The sequence below is a fragment of the Actinomadura rayongensis genome, from assembly GCF_009831215.1.
GTDB classification, from domain to species: Bacteria; Actinomycetota; Actinomycetes; order Streptosporangiales; family Streptosporangiaceae; genus Spirillospora; species Spirillospora rayongensis.
Genome location: NZ_WUTW01000001.1, coordinates 363,263 through 382,396, shown reverse-complemented (window position 1 = coordinate 382,396; position 19,134 = coordinate 363,263). Strand labels below are relative to the sequence as shown.

Sequence of the window (19,134 nt, the reverse complement as noted above, 5' to 3'; positions counted from 1 at the left end):
CTCCCGCCCTCTCACTCGACACAGCGCTTCGCCCTTGCGCGGCAGGGCCGTTGCATGACCCTTCACCGCGAGTCCACATGACCAGCGAAGTCCCCCCACTTACCCGAAGCGACTTGTGGTGATTTACCGCCTTTGTCGTAGGTCTTGGTTACGCTGCCGAGCGTGGATGATCTCTTCGCAGAGACCTTTGACCTTCAGCGCGTATGGTCGGCCAAGAACACGCTTGAGATGCACCGTCGAGGCGTGATCATCCGAACGGAGATTCCCGAGAGGATCCGCAACCACGTCGAGACGATCGCGGCGGAGACGGGCACGACGGTCTCCGACCTCGGCGTTGAAGGCAGGGACGGCACGGGCCTCAAGACGGAGATCCCGTGGGTGCGCGTCTTCTCGCGCAGTGCCGCACCCCGTGCCACGACAGGTTGGTACGTCGTCTACCTCTTCAGTGCCAGCGGTGACCGGGTCTACCTGTCTCTCAACCAGGGCACGACCACGTGGACGGGAAAGGATTTCGCTCCCAGGAAGCTCACCGAGATCAAGGCACGGGTCGCTTGGGCGCGCCCACTCGTGGCAGCTCTCCTAGCCGAACGCGACGACCTCCATGAATCCATCGAGCTCGGGGCCCTCAGATCCCAGCTAGGGCCGGGGTACGAAGCCGGCAACGTTACGGCGATTGAGTACCGCCGTGGCTCGCTGCCGAGCGAAGCCACCCTCATCGAAGACCTTCTCTACATGTCCAGGCTCCTTGGAGAGATCTACAGGGGCGAGCAGAGGGCTTCTTACGTTCCTGGAGACACTCCGCCTGAGGTCATCGAGGCCGAAGAGGCTTCAGCCAAAGCAGCCCGCCGCAGGAAAGTTCGTTCCAAAGGGCAGGGGATCCGCCTCAATGCCGAGGAGCGCCGCATCTTGGAGCAGCACAGCGTCAACATGGCGACGAAGTACTTCCGAGATCAAGGTTGGTCGGTGAAAGACGTCGGAGCGAAAGAGTCCTACGACCTTTTCCTGAAGAGAGACGGCCAACGGCTTCACGTTGAGGTGAAGGGCACCACGTCAACGGGAGCGCAGGTCGTTCTCACTCGCCCTGAAGTCGAGACCCAGCGCAAACTGGGGCCGGCCAACGCCCTTGTCGTTGTCCATTCGATCCACCTGGACCGGGCGTCAACGCCTCCAGTAGCCAGCGGAGGAATTCTTTGCTGCACAAGCCCGTGGTACATCGAGGAAGAAGATCTAACCGTCGTCTCCTATGTCTACAAAACAGGGCTATGACGGACCCGCCGCCCTCGTGGGACCGGGGCCTTAAAAGGAGCGGAAGGATTGCGATGCTCGCCCCACTCCTGATCTCAATCGTCGTCCTCAAGCCCCCGTTCGATGCGCCGGTTGATGTTGTCCTCCCGACCGCCCAGGCAGCCGGCGTAGCGCTTGAGTAGCACCTCTACCGAGTGCCTGCACGCTTGGCCACGTCCGCCGGTGAGACGCCGACGTTGAGCAACGTGCTCAGGGGCGGCGTGACGGAGGTCGTACGGACGCCGGCAAACGGCGACTCGTCCTGAGCCGGCGTGAACGCGAGTTGGCGGGCTTCGTCCTACGCGCAAGTAGGTAGAGGCGCCAAGAATGCCGCCGCGCTCGATCTCTTCGAGGCGGCAGCGAGCGTCTGGACGAGCGTCAGGCGGCCTCATCCGGCGTCCGGCAGGTAGCAGTCGTTCACTCGCAGCGCCACGCCCTCCGCCTACCGCGGACCGGCGTAGTAAGCGTCGCGAAGACCATAAGCCGTTTCGCCACCCTGGCGGATTACGTGCGGCGTGTACGGCGGTTGCCGTACACGGATTCTCGCCATTAGCGTATTTCCGCTGCTGTGTGTTGTACGGGCGCTCGCAGGCGTGAAAAGTGCGGCGGGTGAAGTAGACGCGGATGACGCTGCACGGCGCGGGCGCGGCCGGTCACCACGTATCTAGGCTCCTCGGCCGGATCAGCGGGGGTGTCTTGGTGGTAGCTCTTGCGGCGTGTCGCCGTGCGTCGGCGGTGCTCCCCGCCGCGCGTGCGGGGAGCACCGATGGGAGCGGTTAGCGGGTTGTCGGGGCTGGTGCCGGGTGCGCGGGTCGCGTCACGCGATCAGGTGTTGATCGAGGCCCAGAAGGTGCACTGGTGTTCCTGGGCTAGATCTGCCGGTCCGATCGCGTTCGGCGCCAGTGATTGGACGTGCTCGGCTGCTTGGAATGGCGACCAATTCGGCACGTTGCTGCCATTCGGGTTTCCCGTGTGGGCGAATTGGCTCCAGTAGCGGATCATCTGATCCGCGAGCTGGCGTTGCGCGCTCGTTGCCGGGCCGGGGAGCTGATCGTCGTCGAAGAGGTACTGAAGTTCGCCGCCGTGGAATGCGCCGGTGGGGAAATTCGGCTTCGGCAGGGTGGTGAACCAGGGGGCGTTCTCGTCGCTGAACTCGTACGCGTAGACGGGTACGTGTGCGGACAGTGCGCGGTTTCGGTCGAGGACGGGGCAGGCCCATGCCCAGTCCGTCACCACGGTGGAGAGTGCCTCACCGGCGGAGCGGAAACGATTGGTGGGGTAACGCGCCAGGACCCGTGCGGCGTCGGTCGGCCCGAAGAGTGTGTGGATTTCCTCCGGGTAGCTGGCATCCGTTGTCTGCTTGCCTGTCGCGGCCTCGATGGCGGCGGTGAAGAGGTGGTGTTCATCGCGCGTGGTGCCTTCGATGACCGGCACGCGGTTGAAGTGGCCTGTGGCGAACGCTTCTTGCGGGCTGAGGGGAAGGACGCCGCCGCCCGTTGTCGGGCCGGATCCGATGCCGTCGTCGGACCACTTGGCGAGCTTCCTCGCCGGTTTGGCGCGCAGGCAGGCCGCGGCCGTACGGACGTTGCGGCAGCCGAGTTTCGCGGCGACGTCGAGTCCGTGCTGCTCGCGCTCCGCGCGCGGTAGCGGGAACCAGGTCGGCGGGCCCGGGGACCATCTTCTTCCGGTGCACTCCGCGCTCTGCACGATCGCCTTCTGGAAGAGGCCTGCCGAGCCGGGGGCCGCCAGATGGGAGCAGACGCTCGTGCCTCCGGCCGACTCGCCGAAAATGGTGACGTTCGCCCCATCGCCACCGAATGCCGAGGCGTTGCGCTGGACCCATTGCAGCGCAGCCTGCTGGTCCTCAAGTCCGAAGTTGCCCGAGAGGTGCCGGGCCGCACCGTGGTCCAGGGCGGGATGTGCGAGGAATCCGAAGATGCCCAGGCGGTAGTTGGGCGACACCACGATCACGTTGCCCGTGCTCGCCAGGCGCTGTGCGTCATAGAGGCTTCCGGCGCCGTTGATGAAGCCGTTGCCGTGGATCCACACCATCACCGGTAGTTTGCGACCGCTGCTGTGGCGGGGCGTCGTGACGTTGAGGTAGAGGCAGTCCTCGGTGTTGCTGGCCTTGTCGATCAATCCCTCCGCCTGCGCGCACCGGTTGCCGGGCTTGGTCGCGTTCCTGATTCCCGACCACGATGCGGCGCGCTGGGGAGAGGCCCAGCGACGTGGCCCGGTCGGTGGGGCCGCGTACGGGATCCCCTGGAACAGCCGCGCGCTCGCGGTGAGCGTGCCGCGCACCGCGCCGGCGTCGGTTGAGACCACCGCGGAGTGGTCTCGGCTCGTCCCGGCCTGGGTCGTGGACGCGGCACCGGCCGTCCCGGCGCATGCCGAGGCGCTGAAGATCACTGCTGCCGCCAGTAGTGTCCGTAGGCGACCTGGCACGGCGGTCCGCGAACGGTCGCGGCCTGTCGCTGGGCCCTGCATGAGCTGTCTCAACTGTTCACATCCCGGCTCTTTGTGTAAGGTTCACACGAATGAAAGTGTAAGGGCCACACAAAGTCAAGAGTTCGGGCGGGATCCGTGAGGGCGATCACTGATGTCAACTGGCGTTGATCCGCAGGAGCTGCCACCGGGGCTGGCCCTCGCGTGGGGTCTGCCCACCAAGACGAGCGGGCTCGGACGGCCCCCGTCCCACAGCGTCGAGCAGGTCGTCGAGGCGGCCATCGACCTGGCCGACGCGGACGGCTTCGCGGCGCTGTCAATGCCGAAGCTCGCCAAGAAACTCGGGCTCACGGCCAACGCGATCTACCGCTACGTCCGGTCCAGGGACGAGCTGCTGGTGCTCGTCGCCGAGACCGGATGGGGCCCCGCACCGGACCTGCCGTCGGGCGCCGCCCACTGGCGAACCGCGGCGACGACGTGGACTCAGGCGATGATCGACCGGTGCGAGGTCCATCCCTGGCTGGTGGACCTGCCCGTCCGGGGCGCGCCGATGACGCCGAACCTGCTGCGCTGGACCGAGGTCATCCTGGAATGCTTCATCGGCGCCGGACTCAGCCCCAAGGAGGCGATTCAGTGCGCGCTGCTGCTCGACGTATACGCGCGCCGGATCGCCGACATGCGCCGCGACCTCAGGCAGAGCAGCGCGGACTCCGTGAATCCGACCGCCGTGCAGAATTTCCTGCTGCCCTTGCTGCGCGAGCACGGGTACCCCATCGTGGCGGCCTTGATGGTCGGCGACGACTATTCAGACGACATCGACGACAGCGATGTGACGTTCGGCCTGACGCGAATCCTGGACGGCATCGAGGGCCTCCTGCCAGGGAGTCGCCACACCACCGACCCCGCCGGCTAATTCGCCGAGTGGCGGCGACGTTCCGGATGGGCGATTTCCCTTTCATACTCAAGGATCTCGCCGCACGAGCGGCGATGGTGTGCCACTGCTGGACGATCTCGACTCGATTCCGGCCCGCTCCGGATCAACTCGGCGCAGCTTCGAGCCGGGGGCACCAGGAAGCCTGCCGACGAGTCCCGACCCGGCCGCAAAATCCCAATTGCCTGGGGGTTCCTTGATCGTCGATGCGTTCGACGGAGATGAGTTTGTCCAAGGGGACCTGCCGCTCCACGTCGCCGCCGAAACTAATGATTCCGCTTTCGCCGTCCAGGACGTGGTCGCCGTGCACACCGCTGATCGCGTGCCAGACAGCAGGCGGGGTCAACGGCATCGTCGGCGCGTCCTCGCGAAGCTGCTTTATGGCGTTCACGTAGAGCTTGACGGCATCGAATGCGAGGGCGGCGTGCCCGTCCAGAGACGAGCTCGCGACGTTTGCACACTCCTGCGGAAATAGCCTTCTCAGCTCCGAGTAGAGTTCACTCACATTCGCACATTTGGTAGAGCCGAGAGTGAAGTCCAGAAAATCGTAGGAGAGTCCAGGGTAGTTCGCCCGCCGTTCTGGATCGGCCGCCAGCCGCACCACGTCATCGCCGCCCAAGAGCACCGGTGGCGACGAGTGACAGACCTGGTTCACCCCGCCGAGCAAGGATTCGAAGTCTTCCGAACGTCCTGCGAAGAAGACGACTCCGTCATAGGAGCACGACTGCTGGCCGACCTCTCCGGGCCCCGGGGCGTCCAGCGGATCCACGCCCGCCGCCTGGGGCGGGGAGTACTCCACGTTCTCCACGCGGAATCCGTGCGCCGCGAAGCTGCCAGCGAGATCGTCTTTCAGGTTCCTGCTGTAGATGTCGGTGGTATCGGCCGAATAGATCACGCGCACCTCACGCTTCGGCGCGTCCCCGCCGGCCTCGACAAGATGGTCCGCGTACGCCGCCGCCACTTCGGCCTCTCGCCGGTTCTGCGGCGACACCTGGAAGTACAGCGGCGACTTCTGCACGAGCGCATCCGCCGAAAGCGTCGTGGCGACCATCGGGAGGCCGATCCCGGTCAACCGGCGGATCGTATCGGTGGTCGCCTCCCGGCTCTGGTCGAGCCCTGCCACACCGACGATCGACGGGTCGCGCCGCCGCATCCGGCCCACGATTTCCGCGACGCGCGTACCGAAGCGCATTCCCGAACCGGCGTTGGCGGGAAAAATACGCAGGATGGGCTCGTTTCGTCCGGGATTCTTCAGTTGCCGGGACTGCGCGCTCGCCGCGCCTTGCAACGCCTCACGTACGTAGGAGAACTGGGCGGTCGACTTGCCTGCGCTGCTGAGCAGTGCGGACAGGTGAACGAGAGTGATCATCGGCCGGTCCGGGTCCCTGCGGTGCGCCTGCTCGGCCCTGCGGTTCAGGGTGGTGATCACTTCGAGAGTCCTGTTGAGCGCGCGGTCGGGGGCACGGAAAGTGGACCCGTGCGTGGCCACTCCGATGCATTCGCCGGTGCTCGCCGTCTCCATCGTCTCGGCATCTGGCGCGGAGCGGCTCAGGCCGCAATGCGCGGCCCGGTAGTCCTCGCCGCTGTTCCAGGCGAAAGCGGTCGCCCCTCCGGTTGTCATGGCGACGACGAGCGCGATGACCGCAGAGAGCAGCAGCAACGTTCCTCGGCGCGCCCAGCGCGGTGGGTCGTCGATGCGCAGTTGAGAATCCTGGGAAATCTCGCTACGCCGGGTGTAGTCGTAGTCATCGTGCTCGGGGGACAGGAGCGGCGGCGTCCGGACGGGCAAGTACCAGGGACTGCGGCTGCGGCTCCGTCCCTTCTGCTCGAACTTGTGCCGCCAACCGCTGTGGAGGTTCTCGTCCGGCTCCCACATCCGGGGATCTCCCCAGTCGTCATGGGCGGGCGACCCGATGCCAGGTGCGTGGGCTCCCGCGGCTATCACGAGGAGCGGATCGAAGGCGCCGGTCTCGATGCGAACATCGATGATCGTTTCGATGATCGTGGTGCCGCAGTTGCCCTCCCCCAGCCCGTCGAGAATCGCCACGCAGTACGCGGTGCGCCGGACTGCGCGCGGTCGCCATATCCGACGCCGATAGGCGGCACGCAGGTCTTCCAGGAAGGCGTTGACCATCAGCTTCCGAAGCTGTTCGGCGTCCTCGCCGCCGATGTGCGGCTTGGTCAGCCGCTCGGCGAATCCTTCGAAGGTGCCCGGGTCGGCGGGCGAGAGATAGGGCTGGTTGAGCAGCCATTTGTACTCGCGCCCGAGCCCACGACGTGCCCGGAACCAAGCGAGCGGGATGACGTGCGTGGCGAGCAGCCACAGCCACCACGGCACCCTGCTCTGGACGGCTAGTTCGGATTCCGGCGAGCGCAGGAATCCGAACGCGCGCCGACGGCTCAGCTCACGCGCACGCAACTCATGGAGCAGCGGACGATCAGGCCCGTCCACCTCCGGGCCCGCCCTGCCGCCCTGCCGCATCAACCAGTTGACGAGCCCGAACCGGCGGAACCGCACCCGTCCGTCCCGGCCGTTCACATCGCGGGCGAGTTCACCCGCGATGCCTTCGAGCACGCCGCGCACCGCTTCGACCGATTCCCTGTTCGAAGGCGGGGCGTCTCCCGAAGGAAGCCTGTGCAGGCAGTGCGGCACACGCCGGGGATCCGCCTCACGCAGGAACGCTCGGACCCCCTCCGCGAGCTGGGTATGCCCGTCCCCGCTCACCAGGCAGATCACCGGCAGACCTTCGCGACCTTGCCGTGCATTCCGGTGCTTCTCGGGTTTGGGACATTCACCCCGGCTCGGCCTGCGCACAAGATCGGCCACGAGCTTCAGCATGTTCCCAGCTCCAGGGAACATCGGCAGATCCGTCATGGTTCCGGTCGGTTCCATAAAGGGCTTCCGGTGAGACGATCGGGAGGCATGGATGCCACGGGCGCCCAGTATCCACCGGATCGACGCCAAGCAGTATGGAGTTCGCACTAATGGCCGGAATCTCCCCGCCCCCGACACTGAATGTGATTCCAACACCGTGAGTGACATCATCGACCCCCAGTTCCCGGCCGCGTCCGGCGACGCGGCGAACTGCCGCGGGATGAACGCCTGCTGCACCGACGCCGAGCAGGCCGCCGACCCGGCCGCACGGTGCCGGAGGCCGAGGCCGACAGCTGATGCGGCTGCAGAATTCCCGGTCGACCAGGCACGACGCCGGTCCCCGGATTCCTCTCACAGGGCACCTACCGCCGGTCACCAACCCCCGGCGGAATGGCTGTGCCATTAGTCGCGCAAGACTGCGCGACTAATTGCTTTCCAGCCCAGCGGCGTGTACCGCGCGAAGGCGTGCTCGCGGCGGCCCTTTCGGGCGCCCTGGACGCGATCTACGACGCGCTCCCACGGCCAGCCGCACCGGGACCTGATGTGTATGCGTCGAATGGGGTGAGCGCAGGCCGGGCCGGGCGGAGACGTTCGTGCGCAGGTCGGAGACTCAGCGGCCGGCGAGTCGGGCGGCGATGCGGAGTCGCGGTCGGTGATGGAGTGTCGCGGCGGACGTCCCGGGCGAAGGTCGTTAGAGGGGGGTTTCTTCGTCCGGGTCGGTGGGGCTTTCGGGGCTTGTCGTGGCGAGGGTCTTCATCCAGGCGTCCAGGTCGGTGCGGAGGACGCGGGCGGTTCCGTCGAGGACGGTGTGAGGCGGGGTGTTGCCCTCGGCTCGCCACTGCTGCCATTCCTCGGGGGTGATGTCGAGTTCTATGCAGATCTGGGGGACGGTGAGCCAGCGGCTCGGCTGGGTCTTGTCGGCGGCCGGTTTGGGGAGGACGCCTGTTTTGAGGGCGTCGCGGGCTTCGGCGGGGTTGAGCCACGGGGAGTCGCTGAGGGAGCGCATGCGGTCTTGCCAGGCGGCCAGGTCGGCTCGGTGGACGCGGGTGACGCCGTCCGGGCCCGTGGTGGAGGTGGGGGCCGTGCCCTCGGCCTGCCAGGTGTCCCAGACCTGCGGGCTGATGCTCAGCAGGGTGCAGAGTTCGGGGAGGGTCAGCCACCACAGGGCGGAGAAGTCCTGTGGGGCGGATGGACGATCGGTGGTCATCGTGTGATCCATTTCGTGGCGTCCATGAGCTGGGCCGAGCCGGGGCCTTCGTCGGCCGGGTGACGCTTCGCGGCCGGTGCCGGTGCGGCGGTCCCGCCGCCGGGCCGGGGCGCCTCGTGGTCGTCGCCGACCGGAAGTTCGGTCACATCGCCATCGTAGATGAGGCAAGTGTCCCGCAGGCTCGATCGTTGGCCTTCTGTGCCATACGCGCCCGCTCTCCTGGCCTTCTCGGGACGTTTGCGCACGTCGGAGTGCTGCTGGGCGATGGCGAGGGTGTGGGATGTGGGGGGCGGCGGGCGGTTTGTCCGGGCGGCGCGGCACGGCCCGCGCGGAGCCGTCGGGCGGGTGCGGCGGCGGCCGGCGGGTGAATTGCCGTTGTCATCTCGTGCGCAAATTAACCGGGATACGGCGGGGGCGGCGCGCGCGGCGCAAGGAGTGCTCTATTCCAGTGAGCCGTATGGCGTATCTCACCGTTCGCGGCGATCATTTCGGGTGCGTTGCGACGTCTTTATTGTGATGGCGCGGGGCTCTTGGGGGAGGACGTCGTGGAGTTGCGGCATGTCGAGGCGTTCCTGGTCGTGGCGGAGGAGCTGCACTTCGGGCGGGCCGCCGGACGGGTCGGGGTCACGCAGGCCCGGGTCAGTCAGCTCGTCCGGGAGCTGGAGCGGGAGGTGGGGGCGCCGCTGTTCGAGCGGACCACGCGGCGCGTCCGGCTCACCGCGCTCGGGACGAGGTTCCGGGAGTCCGTCGCGGTCGGGTACGAGCAGATGTCCGCGGCGTTGCTGGACGCGCAGAGCGCCGCCCGGGAGGTCTCCGGGGTCTTGCGGGTCGGGTATCTGCCGGGGCTCGGCGACTGCGCCGTGAGGCTCGCCGCCGAGATGGAGGCCCGGCATCCGGAGTGTCAGGTCGTTGTCGGCGCGCTCGGGTTTCCGTGGGCTCTGCTGCCGCACGACCTGCTCATCGACGGGGTCTGGGACGTCGTCCTGTCGTGGGCGCCCTGCGGAGACGGGCGGGCTCTGGCGGCGGCCGGGCTGTCCGTTGGGCCGGCGCTCGGTCGTTATGAGCGCGCCGTGCTCGTCCCCGAGGGCCATCCGCTCGCGCGGTGCGAAACGGTCCACGTGGACGTGCTCAGCCGCTACGAATTCCTCAACCCGAGCAACGGCGTTCCACCGGCCCTGCGGGATCTGTGGACGGCCCGGGAAACGCCCTCGGGACTGCCGCTCCGCTACACGAAGGACGACCTGGCGACCATGGCCGGCAAGGACGACCTCACCGCCGAGGACGTTCTGCTGCTCGTCGCGCGCGGACGCGGCCTCTACCTCACGGTCAACGCCGTCCAGAAACGGTTCAACTTTCCCGATCTCGCGTTGATCGCCGTCCACGGCGTTCCACCCCGGGATATCGTGCCCATCTGGTCCAGCGCCACGGAGAACGCTACGATCCGTTCTTTCGGCGCACTCGTCGGCGAGTACGGACGACGAGTCGCGAAAAATCCTCATGAATCATTCATAAGCCGCGCTTCCTAATGCGTAAGCGAATGGACGTTGATGACCGACGGCCGATCTTGAAAGGATGATCGACGGCGCTTTTGTCGCCGAATTCGAAAAACCTTCATGAGGCGGTCATGTCCATCTTCAGTCAGCGCAGCATCCCCCGGCGGACGCGTGCCACCGTCCTCGCGGTGGTCCTGGCCGCGTCGAGCGCGGTCGCGGGCGGCGGGCCGGCGCTCGCCGAGCCGTCCCCGTCGTCCCAGGTGTACGACCACAGCAAGGAGAAGGGCATCGCGCCCGGCGCGCACGGCGCCCTGACCAAGGGATTCTCCACCACCGAACTCTCGGTGAAGTTCAGGACCGCCAGCGGGCTCCGGATCCGCGGCCACCGGTTCGAGGCGGCCGACGGCGAGGACGCCGACAAGCTCGCCGCCGTTCTCGCCAAGTACCCCGGCGCCTGGATCAAGCCCCTGTCGAACCGTCCCGAGCAGGACATCACGGCCGAGCGGGTCAGGCTGGAGAAGCGCTCCGGTCGGAAACTCCCGGACCTGAACTCCTGGTTCACCGTTTTCGTTCCGAAGGGCATCGAGTCCCTGCGCGACGAACTCAACAAGCTCCCGTTCGTCGAGATCGCCGTGGCCAAGCCGGCGGTCAGCTCCCCCACCGAGCCGTTGCGCTCGTACCAGACCTACCGCAACCCGGTCGGCTCGTCCGCCGGCACCGGAATCGAAGCCGAGTTCGCCAACGCCCAGGCCGGCGGAAAAGGCGACGGAATCACCGTCACCGACATCGAGGTCAGCGACCGCCTCGGCAACGGAATCAACGCCACGTCCGGATCGGCCGCGGCCGGCGGGAAGCATTCGCTGATGGTCGACAACACGTCCGCGCACGAAGTGTGGGCGTGGGGCGACAACAGCCTGGGCCAGCTCGGGGACGGGACGACCACCAACCGTCCGGCCTCGCTGACGAAGGTGTCCGGGCTGACGTCCGTGAAGGCCGTCGCCGCCGCCGGGTCCTTCTCCGTCGCGCTGAAGACCGACGGCACCGTCTGGACGTGGGGCGCCAACGACAAGGGGCAGCTCGGCACCGGCAGCACCGCCGCCAAGAGCACCGTGCCGGTGCAGGTCGGCGGGATCACCAACGCCGTCAGCATCAGCGCGGGCTCCACCGGGAACGTGCTGGTCGCCCTGGCGGACGGCACCGTCAAGTCCTGGGGCAGCAACGCCTACGGGCAGCTCGGCAACAGCAGTGTCACCGGAAATTCGAACGTCCCGGTCACGGTCACCGGGCTGACCGGCGTTTCCACGGCCTTCGGCGCCGTCGCGTCCGGCTGGGGGCACTCGGTCGCCGTGCTCGCCAACGGCACCGCCAAGGCGTGGGGGCTCAACGCCAACGGACAGCTCGGCGACAACACCACGACCAACAACCCGACGCCGACCGCCGTCCCGAGCCTGACCGGGGTGAGCGCGGTCAGTGCGGGCGCGTTCCATACGCTGGCCCTGCTGTCCAGCGGCGTCGTCAAGGCGTGGGGCTACAACGCCCAGGGCCAGCTCGGCGACAACTCCATCACCGACCGGCACTCCCCCGTCGCGGTGTCCGGGCTGACGAACGCCACCGCGATCACCGCGGGCGACCTGTTCAGCGCCGCGATCCGCAACGACTACTCCGTCGTCGGCTGGGGCGACAACGACAAGGGACAGCTCGGCACCGGCAACAACACCGACAGCAAGGTCCCCGCGCAGATCTCCGGCACCGGATCGGCCGGGGCGATCGCCGCCGGCAGCCGCCACGTCGTCGCCAACTTCCTCGTCGCGGACCTCAACGTCTGGGGCGACAACGCGAACGGGCAGCTCGGGACGCTCTCGACCGCGAACAGCAACGTCCCCGTCCACCCGAACGACCTCGCCAACACGCAGTGGAACAGCTGCCACGAAGACCTGGCGAACCGTCCGGCGCCCGCCGGCGCGCCCGTCCAGGTGCCGCAGCTCGGCGGCAGCCCCTGCTACCCCGGCTCGCACGGGACGCCGGTCATCGGCATCATCGGCGCGCAGGACGACAACAACCTCGGCATGGCGGGCATCGCGCCGCACGCCAAGCTCCAGCTCACGCACAACTCCACGCCCGGCGGACCTATCGCCTACGCCACGTCCCACTCCCAGTCCGGTGACGTGATGCTTCTGGAGCTGCAGCTCAACGGCTACCCGGTCGAGGTGGACCCGCTGGCGTACGACCAGATCAAGCTGGCCGTCGCCGCGGGCGTCACGGTGATCGAACCGGCGGGCAACGGCAACCACAACCTGGACGACCCGAACGATCCGGACGCCGTGACGATCATGGGACGGCCCGACTCCGGCGCCGTCATGGTCGGCGGGGGCGAGCCGCCGAGCCTCGGCGGCGTCAACTGCGAGGGCTCCGGCCGCCCCGCCGCGCGCACCGCCATGCCGTACACCACCTACGGCTCGCGCGTGGACGTCCAGGGGTACGGCGCGTGCGTCGCGTCCCTCGGCACGCCCGGCTTCCAGGACCTGTCGGCGTCCGAGACCGATCCCAACAAGATGTACCGCAGCACGTTCAACGGGACGTCGAGCGCCAGCCCCATCGTCGCCGGGGCCGTCGCCGCGCTCCAGGGCGTCGCCAAGCAGCGCGGCGCCGTCCTGACGCCGGCGCAGGTCCGCCAGATCCTCAAGCAGACCGGCACCGCGCAGCCCACGGGCGACACCCGGCACATCGGGCCGCTGCCCAACCTCCAGGCCGCCATCAACTCCCTCTGACCGCGAACGCCGCCGCACCGGACGACCCGGTGCGGCGGCGCCGTTTCACGGGTTCAGGTGGACGGGCAGCGTCACGTGCCCGTTGGAGATGAAACTCGGGCTCGGCTTCAGTTCCTCGGCCGGGACGGCCAGGGACACGTCGGGGAACCGCTCGAAGAGGGCCGGAAGGGCGATCCCGGCCTCCGCCCGGGCCAACGGCGCGCCCAGGCAGAAGTGGACGCCGTGACCGAACGCCAGATGGTCCTTCGTGGGGCGCAGGACGTCGAATGCGTCCGCGTCCCCGCCGTTCAGATCCGGGTGCCGTCCGGCCGCCGCATAGGACGCGAGAATCGCCTCGCCCTTGCGGATCGTCGGGCCGCCGGGAATTTCGACGTCCTCGACGGCATAACGCAGCGGCAGATTCGCGACCGGCGCTTCGTAGCGAAGGGCTTCCTCAATGGCGTCGGTCCACGTCGCGCGGCCTTCGCGGATGTGCGCCAACTGGTCGGGGTGCGTCAGCAGCGCCGCGATCGCCTGGTCCAGAAGGTTGACCGTCGTTTCGTGGCCCGCGGAGATCACCAGCAGAAGCGTGTCCAGCAGTTCCTGCTCGGCGAGGACGGACCCTTCTTCGTCGCGCGCGTCGATGAGCAGGGACGTCATGTCGTCGCCGGGCGCGGCGCGTTTGGCGGCGACCAGATCGGCCAGCAGCGCGTACAGGGCGTGCGTGTTCGCCGTCTGCTGCTCGGCGGTGAGCGTCGTGTCGAAGACGCCGTCGACCATGCGCCGGAAGTCCGGCCCGGAACTGGCGGGCAGGCCCATCAGTTCGCTGATGACGCGGATCGGCAGCGGATAGGCGAAGCGTTCGCGCAGGTCGACCGGCCCGGACGAGGCGGCGAGGTCGTCCAGCAGCTCGGCGGTGATCTGCTCGATGCGCGGGACGAGCGCGGCCGTGCGGCGGGCCGTGAACGCGGGCGCGACCAGGCGGCGCAGCCGACGGTGGTCGTCGCCGTACGCGGTGAACATGTTCTGGACGGCCACCCACAGGTCCAGCGGCCAGATCCCGACGATCTCGTCGGGGAACCTCGGCCAGTGCAGATGGGCGCTCTTGGAGACGCGGGGATCGGTCAGCAGCCGTTTGAGGACGTCCGGGTCGCTGACCGCCCACGCCTCGACGCCGAGGACGTCCACGCGCGCCGCCGGGCCGCGGGCGCGGAGTTCGGCGTCCTCCAGACGGCGGTCGGCACCGAGGACGAGGATCTGGTCCTGGCTCATGCGGGCCTCCTTGACGGGGGACGCCCGGCAATACCGGGAAGCCGTCCCGACTTGCTCGGGGCGCGCCGAAAACGGCGCTCTCGAATAGGGAAGTGTAGGTGCCCCATCCCGGCAATGCATCAGGAACCGGCGAGTAAATACCGAGACGGCACGAATTGGCCGCCGACCACCATGGTTAACGGCGGAATCCCGCGATTGGGCGGTCCAGAATAACCGACCCGGCCACACCATGGAAGGCCCTTGCGTAATCGGGCGAGTGCCGTATGCTGCCGTCCTGCTCTCGGGACCCCGTGGAGTTCCCGCCCCCGCATTGGCCACCACCCACCGGCCAAACACTCCCAACCCGATACAAAACGGACAGCTTGATGACCACCCCACCCGTCGACGCGAAAAGGCCGCGCCGCGCACGGCGCTCCCCGGCCGGCACCGCGGACGTCCCGCGTCCGGGCGCCCCGCGGCCCCGCGCGTAGTCCCCGGCGCGGATCCGCCTTCGCTCACGAGGAACCGATGGACCACACCCTGTTGACGGCGGCGCTCGCGTGCCTGGCCGCCGGCCTCGCCGCCGTCGCGGTCCTGCTTCTGCGCCAGCGGCAGATCACCGCGCGCCTGCGGCGGCGCAACGACGCGCTCGCCTACGAGATGCGCCTGCGCGAGGACGAACTGCGCCACCTGGTCACGACGCGCCTGCCCGCGCTGGCCGAGGTCCCGCGCGACCAGCCCGTGACCGTCCCCGGCCCGCTCCACCGGCGGCCGGGCCGCGCCGACGAGCTGCAACCCGTCCTGGACCTGGCGGCCGACCTCGTGGCGCGGGCGCGGACGCAGGCGGAGCAGTCGGCGACGGCGACGCTGCGGGCGATGATGCGCGCCGTCCAGAGCCTGGCCAACGAGCAGCAGGTCGCGATCTCGGCCATGCAGGAGCGGCACGACGACCCGGCCGTCCTGGAGGACCTGCTCCGCATCGACCACATGAACGCCCAGCTCGGCCGCCGCGCGCAGGCCACGGCGGTGCTGAGCGGGTCCTGGCCGGGGCAGCAGCGGTCGGCGTCGTCGCTCACCGACGTGGTGCGCGGCGCGACGTCCCGGATCCGCGACTACCTGCGCGTCCGCGTGACGTCCGAGGTGGGCGTCGCGGTGGTGAGCCGCGCGGTCGAGCCCGTCGTGCTGGCCCTCGCGGAGCTGCTGGACAACGCCGCCCGGCACTCGCAGCCGAGCACGCCGGTCGAGGTCAACTTCCAGCAGGCGCACAACGGCGTCGCCATCATGATCGACGACGCCGGGGTCGCCATGGACGGCGAGGACCTGGAGCGCGCGACCCGCACCCTGACCGGACGGCGCCGCGCCGACGTCCACGCCCTCGGCGACCCGCCGCAGGTCGGCTTCGCCGTGACGGGCCTGCTCGCCGCGCGCTACGGGTTCTCGGTGTCGGTCGACACGCGGTCGCCCTACGGCGGCGTCCGCGCCGTGGTGTTCCTGCCGACGGCCCTGCTCACGCGTCTCCCGGCCGAGACCGCGCCCGTCCCCGCGGCGCCCGAGCCCCCCGACCGGACCCGGACGACCCCGGGCGGCCTGGTGAAGCGCCGCCGCGTCAGCGCAGCGCCCGCCGAGCAGGGCGGCCCGGCGCCGGCCCGGCCGGGACGTCCGGCGCGGGACGTCGCGGCGGGCATGGGCGCCTGGCAGCGCGGCACCCGGTCCGGCCGCGCCACGGCACCGCCCGACAGCGACCCGCCCGCAAGCGAAGGGGAGAACTCCCGGCCATGAACGACGTCTTCGACAACAAGCTGGGCTGGATGCTCGACGACGCCCTCCGGATGCCGGAGACGCGGTACGCGATCCTGCTCTCCGCCGACGGGCTGCTCGTCGCGCACTCCGCGCGGATCGACCGGGACGAGGCCGAACGCCAGGCCGCCGGGATGGCCGGGCTCCAGTCGCTCGCCCGCGCCACCGCCGAGTTCTGCGGCACGCCCGACACCGTGTGGCGGCAGACCGTCAGCGAGTTCGACGACGGGTACGTCTTCCTCGTCGCCGCAGGTCCGGGCGCCTACCTGGCCGTGTCGGCGAGCCTGCACGTGGACATGGAGGCGGTCTCGTTCCGGCTCCAGGAACTCGTCCAGCGGCTCGGCGGGGAGCTGACGAGCCCGCCCCGGCACGGCGTCGGCGGTGCGGCGTGAAGGCGCGCCGGCGGGCGCTCGTCCGGCCGCACGTGGTGACGGGCGGACGCGCCCATCCGAGCCGCAACATCTTCGACCTCGTCACGCTCGTGGCCGGAACCGGACGCGCCGCCGCCGGGCTCAGCCCCGAGAAGCGCCGGATCGCCGCGCTGTGCCGGGACGGCGCGCTGTCGGTCGCCGAGATCGCCGGGCATCTGGCGCTGCCGATCAGCGTCACCAAGGTCCTCGTGTCCGACCTGGTCGACAGCGGGCACCTGTCGCCGCGCGTCCCCACCCCGGCCGACGAGCCTTCCAAGATCGAGATTCTGCAGGAGGTGCTCGATGGACTCCGCGCTCGCCTCTGAGATCCACCTCCCCGACACCGTTCGGACGGCGGTGAAACTGCTGATCGCGGGGCCGTTCGCCGTCGGCAAGACCACGTTCGTCGGGACGCTGTCGGAGATCCGCCCGCTGCGCACCGAGGAGACGATGACGCAGGCCGGCGCGCCCGTCGACGACCTCACCGGCGCCCGCGACAAGACGACCACGACCGTCGCGATGGACTTCGGCCGCATCACGATCGGGGAGCGGATCGTCCTCTACCTGTTCGGCGTCCCCGGCCAGCAGCGCTTCACCCCGCTGTGGAAGGACCTGGCGCGCGGCGCGTACGGCGCGCTGATCCTCGTCGACACGAGCCGGCTGGAGGCGTCGTTCGACGTCATCGACCTCGTCGAGCGGCAGGGCCTGCCGTACGCCGTCGCGGTCAACCGGTTCGACGGCGCGCCGGTCTTCCCGGAGTCCGAGGTCCGCGAGGCGCTCGACCTGCTGCCGTCCACTCCCCTGGTCACCTGCGACGCGCGCGACCACGCGTCGTCGGTCCGGGCGCTGATCACCCTCGTCCACCACCTGCTCGCCGCCGACGCCCCCCAGGAGCACGCGTGACTTCCGAGCCGTCCGGCTGCCCCGTCGACCACCGCGCCGCCCTGTACGGGCCGGAGTTCGCCGCCGATCCGGGCGCCGTCTACGCCGGGCTGCGCCGGCACGGCCCCGCCGCGCCCGTCGAGCTGGCGCCCGGCGTCCCGGCGACGCTCGTCATCGGCTACCAGGCCGCGCTGGACGTGCTGCGCGACCCCGCGACGTTCCCGAAGGACGCGCGCGCGTGGCAGCAGACCGTGCCCGACGACTGCCCGGTCCTGCCGATGATGATGTACCGGCCGAACTGCCTGTTCACCGACGGCGAGGTCCACGCGCGGCTGCGGCGCGCGGTGACCGACAGCCTCGACCGGATCGACACCGGCGCGCTGCGCGGCTACGTGGAGCGCAGCGCGGACCGTCTCATCGACCGGTTCTGCGCGGACGGCTCGGCGGACCTGCTCGGCCAGTACGCCAAGATGCTGCCGCTGCTGGTGTTCAACGAGATGTTCGGCTGCCCGCCCGACATCGGCGACCGGCTCGTCTACGGCATGAGCGGCATCTTCGACGGCATCGACGCCGAGAAGGCCAACGCCGAACTGACCCGCGCCGTCGCCGACCTCGTCGCGCACAAGAAGGAGCACCCGGGCGCGGACGTGACGTCCTGGCTCATCCACCACCCCGCGCGGCTCGCCGACGAGGAGCTGATGCACCAGCTCATCCTGCTCCAGGGCGCCGGGACGGAGCCGGAACAGAACCTCATCGCCAACGGCCTGCGGCTGCTGCTGTCGGACGACCGGTTCGCGGGCGACCTGTCCGGCGGGAGCCTGCCCGTCGAGGACGCGCTGGACGAGATCCTCTGGACCGACCCGCCGATGGCCAACTACGGCGTCACGTACCCCGTCCAGGACGTCGAGATCGGCGGAGTCCACCTGCCTGCGGGCCAGCCCGTCGTGATCAGCTTCGCCGCCGCCAACACCGACCCCGCCAAGGAGTCGGGCCCGCGCACCGGCAACCGCGCCCACCTGGCCTGGAGCGCCGGCCCCCACACCTGCCCGGCACGCGGCCACGCCCGGCTCATCGCGTCCGTGGCCCTCGAACGCCTGCTGGACCGCCTGCCCGACATGGAACTCGCCGTCCCCGTGGACGAACTGACCTGGCGCCCGGGCCCCTTCCACCGCGCCCTGGCATCCCTGCCCGTCCACTTCCCCCCGGTCCAGCCCCCCGCACCGCCGCAGTACACGCCCCCCGCACCCGCTCCGGCACCCGCGCCGACGTGGACCCCCGAACCCCACCGCTCCTGGTGGCACTCCCTCACCCGCTGGTGGCGCGGCGAGTCACGGCGGTAGCTCGTCCGTTCCGCGGAACATGCGGTGGCCGCGCAGCCCGGTGACCGTGGGCCGACGCGGGGTCACGCCGACCTCCAGACGCAGGCGCATCGCGGTGAAGAACGCGGTCACGCCTCCGGCGCACGCGAGGAGGACCAGGGCCGGCACGGCGTCCGCGCCGGTGACGGCGAGGAGCGCGGCGCAGACCACGGCGACAGCCACGCCGGCCCCTTGCAGCACCCGCAGGATCCGGCGGCGTCGCAGGGTGCGGTCCAGGGAGAGGACGCGGACGGTGAACGTCCCGCCGCAGGTCGCGCAGGTCACCGTCTCGTCACGCCGGCCCTGTTCCGGTCGCTCGAAGGCGAGCGGATGCAGCTCCCATCGAGCCCGGGTGACGGCGACGCCGGCGCTCATCGAGGCGAGATGCCCGTAACGGACGCCGACGTGCGGGCCTAACGGTCGGCCGGCCATGCCTCCTCCTGGAGGTGAGGTG

15 protein-coding genes are annotated in these 19,134 nt (G+C 69.5%); 9 read left to right on the top strand and 6 right to left on the bottom strand.

What is annotated here, in order from left to right:
* Nucleotides 1–162 precede the first annotated feature (162 nt).
* The gene (locus GQ466_RS01820; protein WP_202419927.1) at nucleotides 163–1,266 is read left to right on the top strand and encodes an MrcB family domain-containing protein; all 1,104 of its coding nucleotides are present in this window, start codon (nucleotides 163–165) and stop codon (nucleotides 1,264–1,266) included.
* An 843-nt stretch (nucleotides 1,267–2,109) separates the two neighbouring features.
* Here the strand turns inward: GQ466_RS01820 and GQ466_RS01815 are convergent.
* Complete coding sequence (locus GQ466_RS01815; protein ID WP_202419926.1) at nucleotides 2,110–3,693, bottom strand: carboxylesterase family protein; 1,584 nt, start codon at nucleotides 3,691–3,693, stop codon at nucleotides 2,110–2,112.
* Nucleotides 3,694–3,883: 190 nt separating this feature from the next.
* Here GQ466_RS01815 and GQ466_RS01810 point away from each other — a divergent pair, with 190 nt between their 5' ends.
* Nucleotides 3,884–4,642 carry a TetR/AcrR family transcriptional regulator gene (locus GQ466_RS01810; protein WP_161101009.1) on the top strand — a complete coding sequence of 253 codons (759 nt, stop codon included), beginning with the start codon at nucleotides 3,884–3,886 and terminating at the stop codon, nucleotides 4,640–4,642.
* Between the two features lie 124 nt (nucleotides 4,643–4,766).
* Here GQ466_RS01810 and GQ466_RS01805 read toward each other — a convergent pair whose 3' ends face one another.
* From GQ466_RS01805 to GQ466_RS01795, 3 genes are all read right to left on the bottom strand, one after another.
* Nucleotides 4,767–7,499, bottom strand: a complete 2,733-nt coding sequence (locus GQ466_RS01805) for an ABC transporter substrate-binding protein (RefSeq protein ID WP_202419925.1) — start codon at nucleotides 7,497–7,499, stop codon at nucleotides 4,767–4,769.
* A gap of 727 nt (nucleotides 7,500–8,226) precedes the next feature.
* Entirely contained in the window at nucleotides 8,227–8,742 is a 516-nt protein-coding gene (locus GQ466_RS01800; protein ID WP_161101007.1) for a MerR family transcriptional regulator, read from the bottom strand.
* On the bottom strand, nucleotides 8,739–8,888 hold the full coding sequence (locus tag GQ466_RS01795) for a hypothetical protein (RefSeq protein WP_161101006.1): 150 nt from the start codon (nucleotides 8,886–8,888) through the stop codon (nucleotides 8,739–8,741). Before GQ466_RS01795 ends, GQ466_RS01800 begins: the two co-directional genes overlap by 4 nt.
* A gap of 399 nt (nucleotides 8,889–9,287) precedes the next feature.
* On the opposite strand from GQ466_RS01795, the gene GQ466_RS01790 reads away from it, so the two are divergent.
* Both GQ466_RS01790 and GQ466_RS01785 read left to right on the top strand, forming a co-directional pair.
* A complete protein-coding gene (locus GQ466_RS01790) occupies nucleotides 9,288–10,268 on the top strand; it encodes a LysR family transcriptional regulator (RefSeq protein WP_161101005.1) in 981 nt (326 codons plus the stop codon).
* Between the two features lie 98 nt (nucleotides 10,269–10,366).
* On the top strand, nucleotides 10,367–13,003 hold the full coding sequence (locus tag GQ466_RS01785) for an RCC1 domain-containing protein (RefSeq protein WP_161101004.1): 2,637 nt from the start codon (nucleotides 10,367–10,369) through the stop codon (nucleotides 13,001–13,003).
* Between the two features lie 45 nt (nucleotides 13,004–13,048).
* Here GQ466_RS01785 and GQ466_RS01780 read toward each other — a convergent pair whose 3' ends face one another.
* The gene (locus tag GQ466_RS01780; RefSeq protein ID WP_161101003.1) at nucleotides 13,049–14,254 is read right to left on the bottom strand and encodes a cytochrome P450 family protein; all 1,206 of its coding nucleotides are present in this window, start codon (nucleotides 14,252–14,254) and stop codon (nucleotides 13,049–13,051) included.
* Nucleotides 14,255–14,761: 507 nt separating this feature from the next.
* Between GQ466_RS01780 and GQ466_RS01775 the strand changes: the two genes are divergently transcribed.
* From GQ466_RS01775 to GQ466_RS01755, 5 genes are read left to right on the top strand one after another with little or no spacing between them, the layout of a single operon-like run.
* Complete coding sequence (locus GQ466_RS01775; RefSeq protein ID WP_161101002.1) at nucleotides 14,762–16,012, top strand: ATP-binding protein; 1,251 nt, start codon at nucleotides 14,762–14,764, stop codon at nucleotides 16,010–16,012.
* Nucleotides 16,009–16,422 (top strand): roadblock/LC7 domain-containing protein, encoded by a 414-nt coding sequence (locus GQ466_RS01770; protein WP_161101001.1) that lies wholly within the window; start codon nucleotides 16,009–16,011, stop codon nucleotides 16,420–16,422. Before GQ466_RS01775 ends, GQ466_RS01770 begins: the two co-directional genes overlap by 4 nt.
* Nucleotides 16,419–16,766, top strand: a complete 348-nt coding sequence (locus GQ466_RS01765) for a DUF742 domain-containing protein (protein WP_161101000.1) — start codon at nucleotides 16,419–16,421, stop codon at nucleotides 16,764–16,766. Before GQ466_RS01770 ends, GQ466_RS01765 begins: the two co-directional genes overlap by 4 nt.
* Nucleotides 16,744–17,343, top strand: coding sequence for a GTP-binding protein (locus tag GQ466_RS01760; RefSeq protein WP_161100999.1), 600 nt, complete (start codon nucleotides 16,744–16,746; stop codon nucleotides 17,341–17,343). Before GQ466_RS01765 ends, GQ466_RS01760 begins: the two co-directional genes overlap by 23 nt.
* Nucleotides 17,340–18,662, top strand: a complete 1,323-nt coding sequence (locus GQ466_RS01755) for a cytochrome P450 (RefSeq protein WP_337193273.1) — start codon at nucleotides 17,340–17,342, stop codon at nucleotides 18,660–18,662. The genes GQ466_RS01760 and GQ466_RS01755 overlap by 4 nt, the downstream gene beginning before the upstream one ends.
* On the opposite strand, the gene GQ466_RS01750 is transcribed toward GQ466_RS01755, so the two are convergent.
* Nucleotides 18,651–19,112, bottom strand: a complete 462-nt coding sequence (locus GQ466_RS01750; protein WP_161100998.1) for a hypothetical protein — start codon at nucleotides 19,110–19,112, stop codon at nucleotides 18,651–18,653. The two genes, GQ466_RS01755 and GQ466_RS01750, sit on opposite strands and share 12 nt — an antisense overlap.
* Between the last annotated feature and the right edge of the window lie 22 nt (nucleotides 19,113–19,134).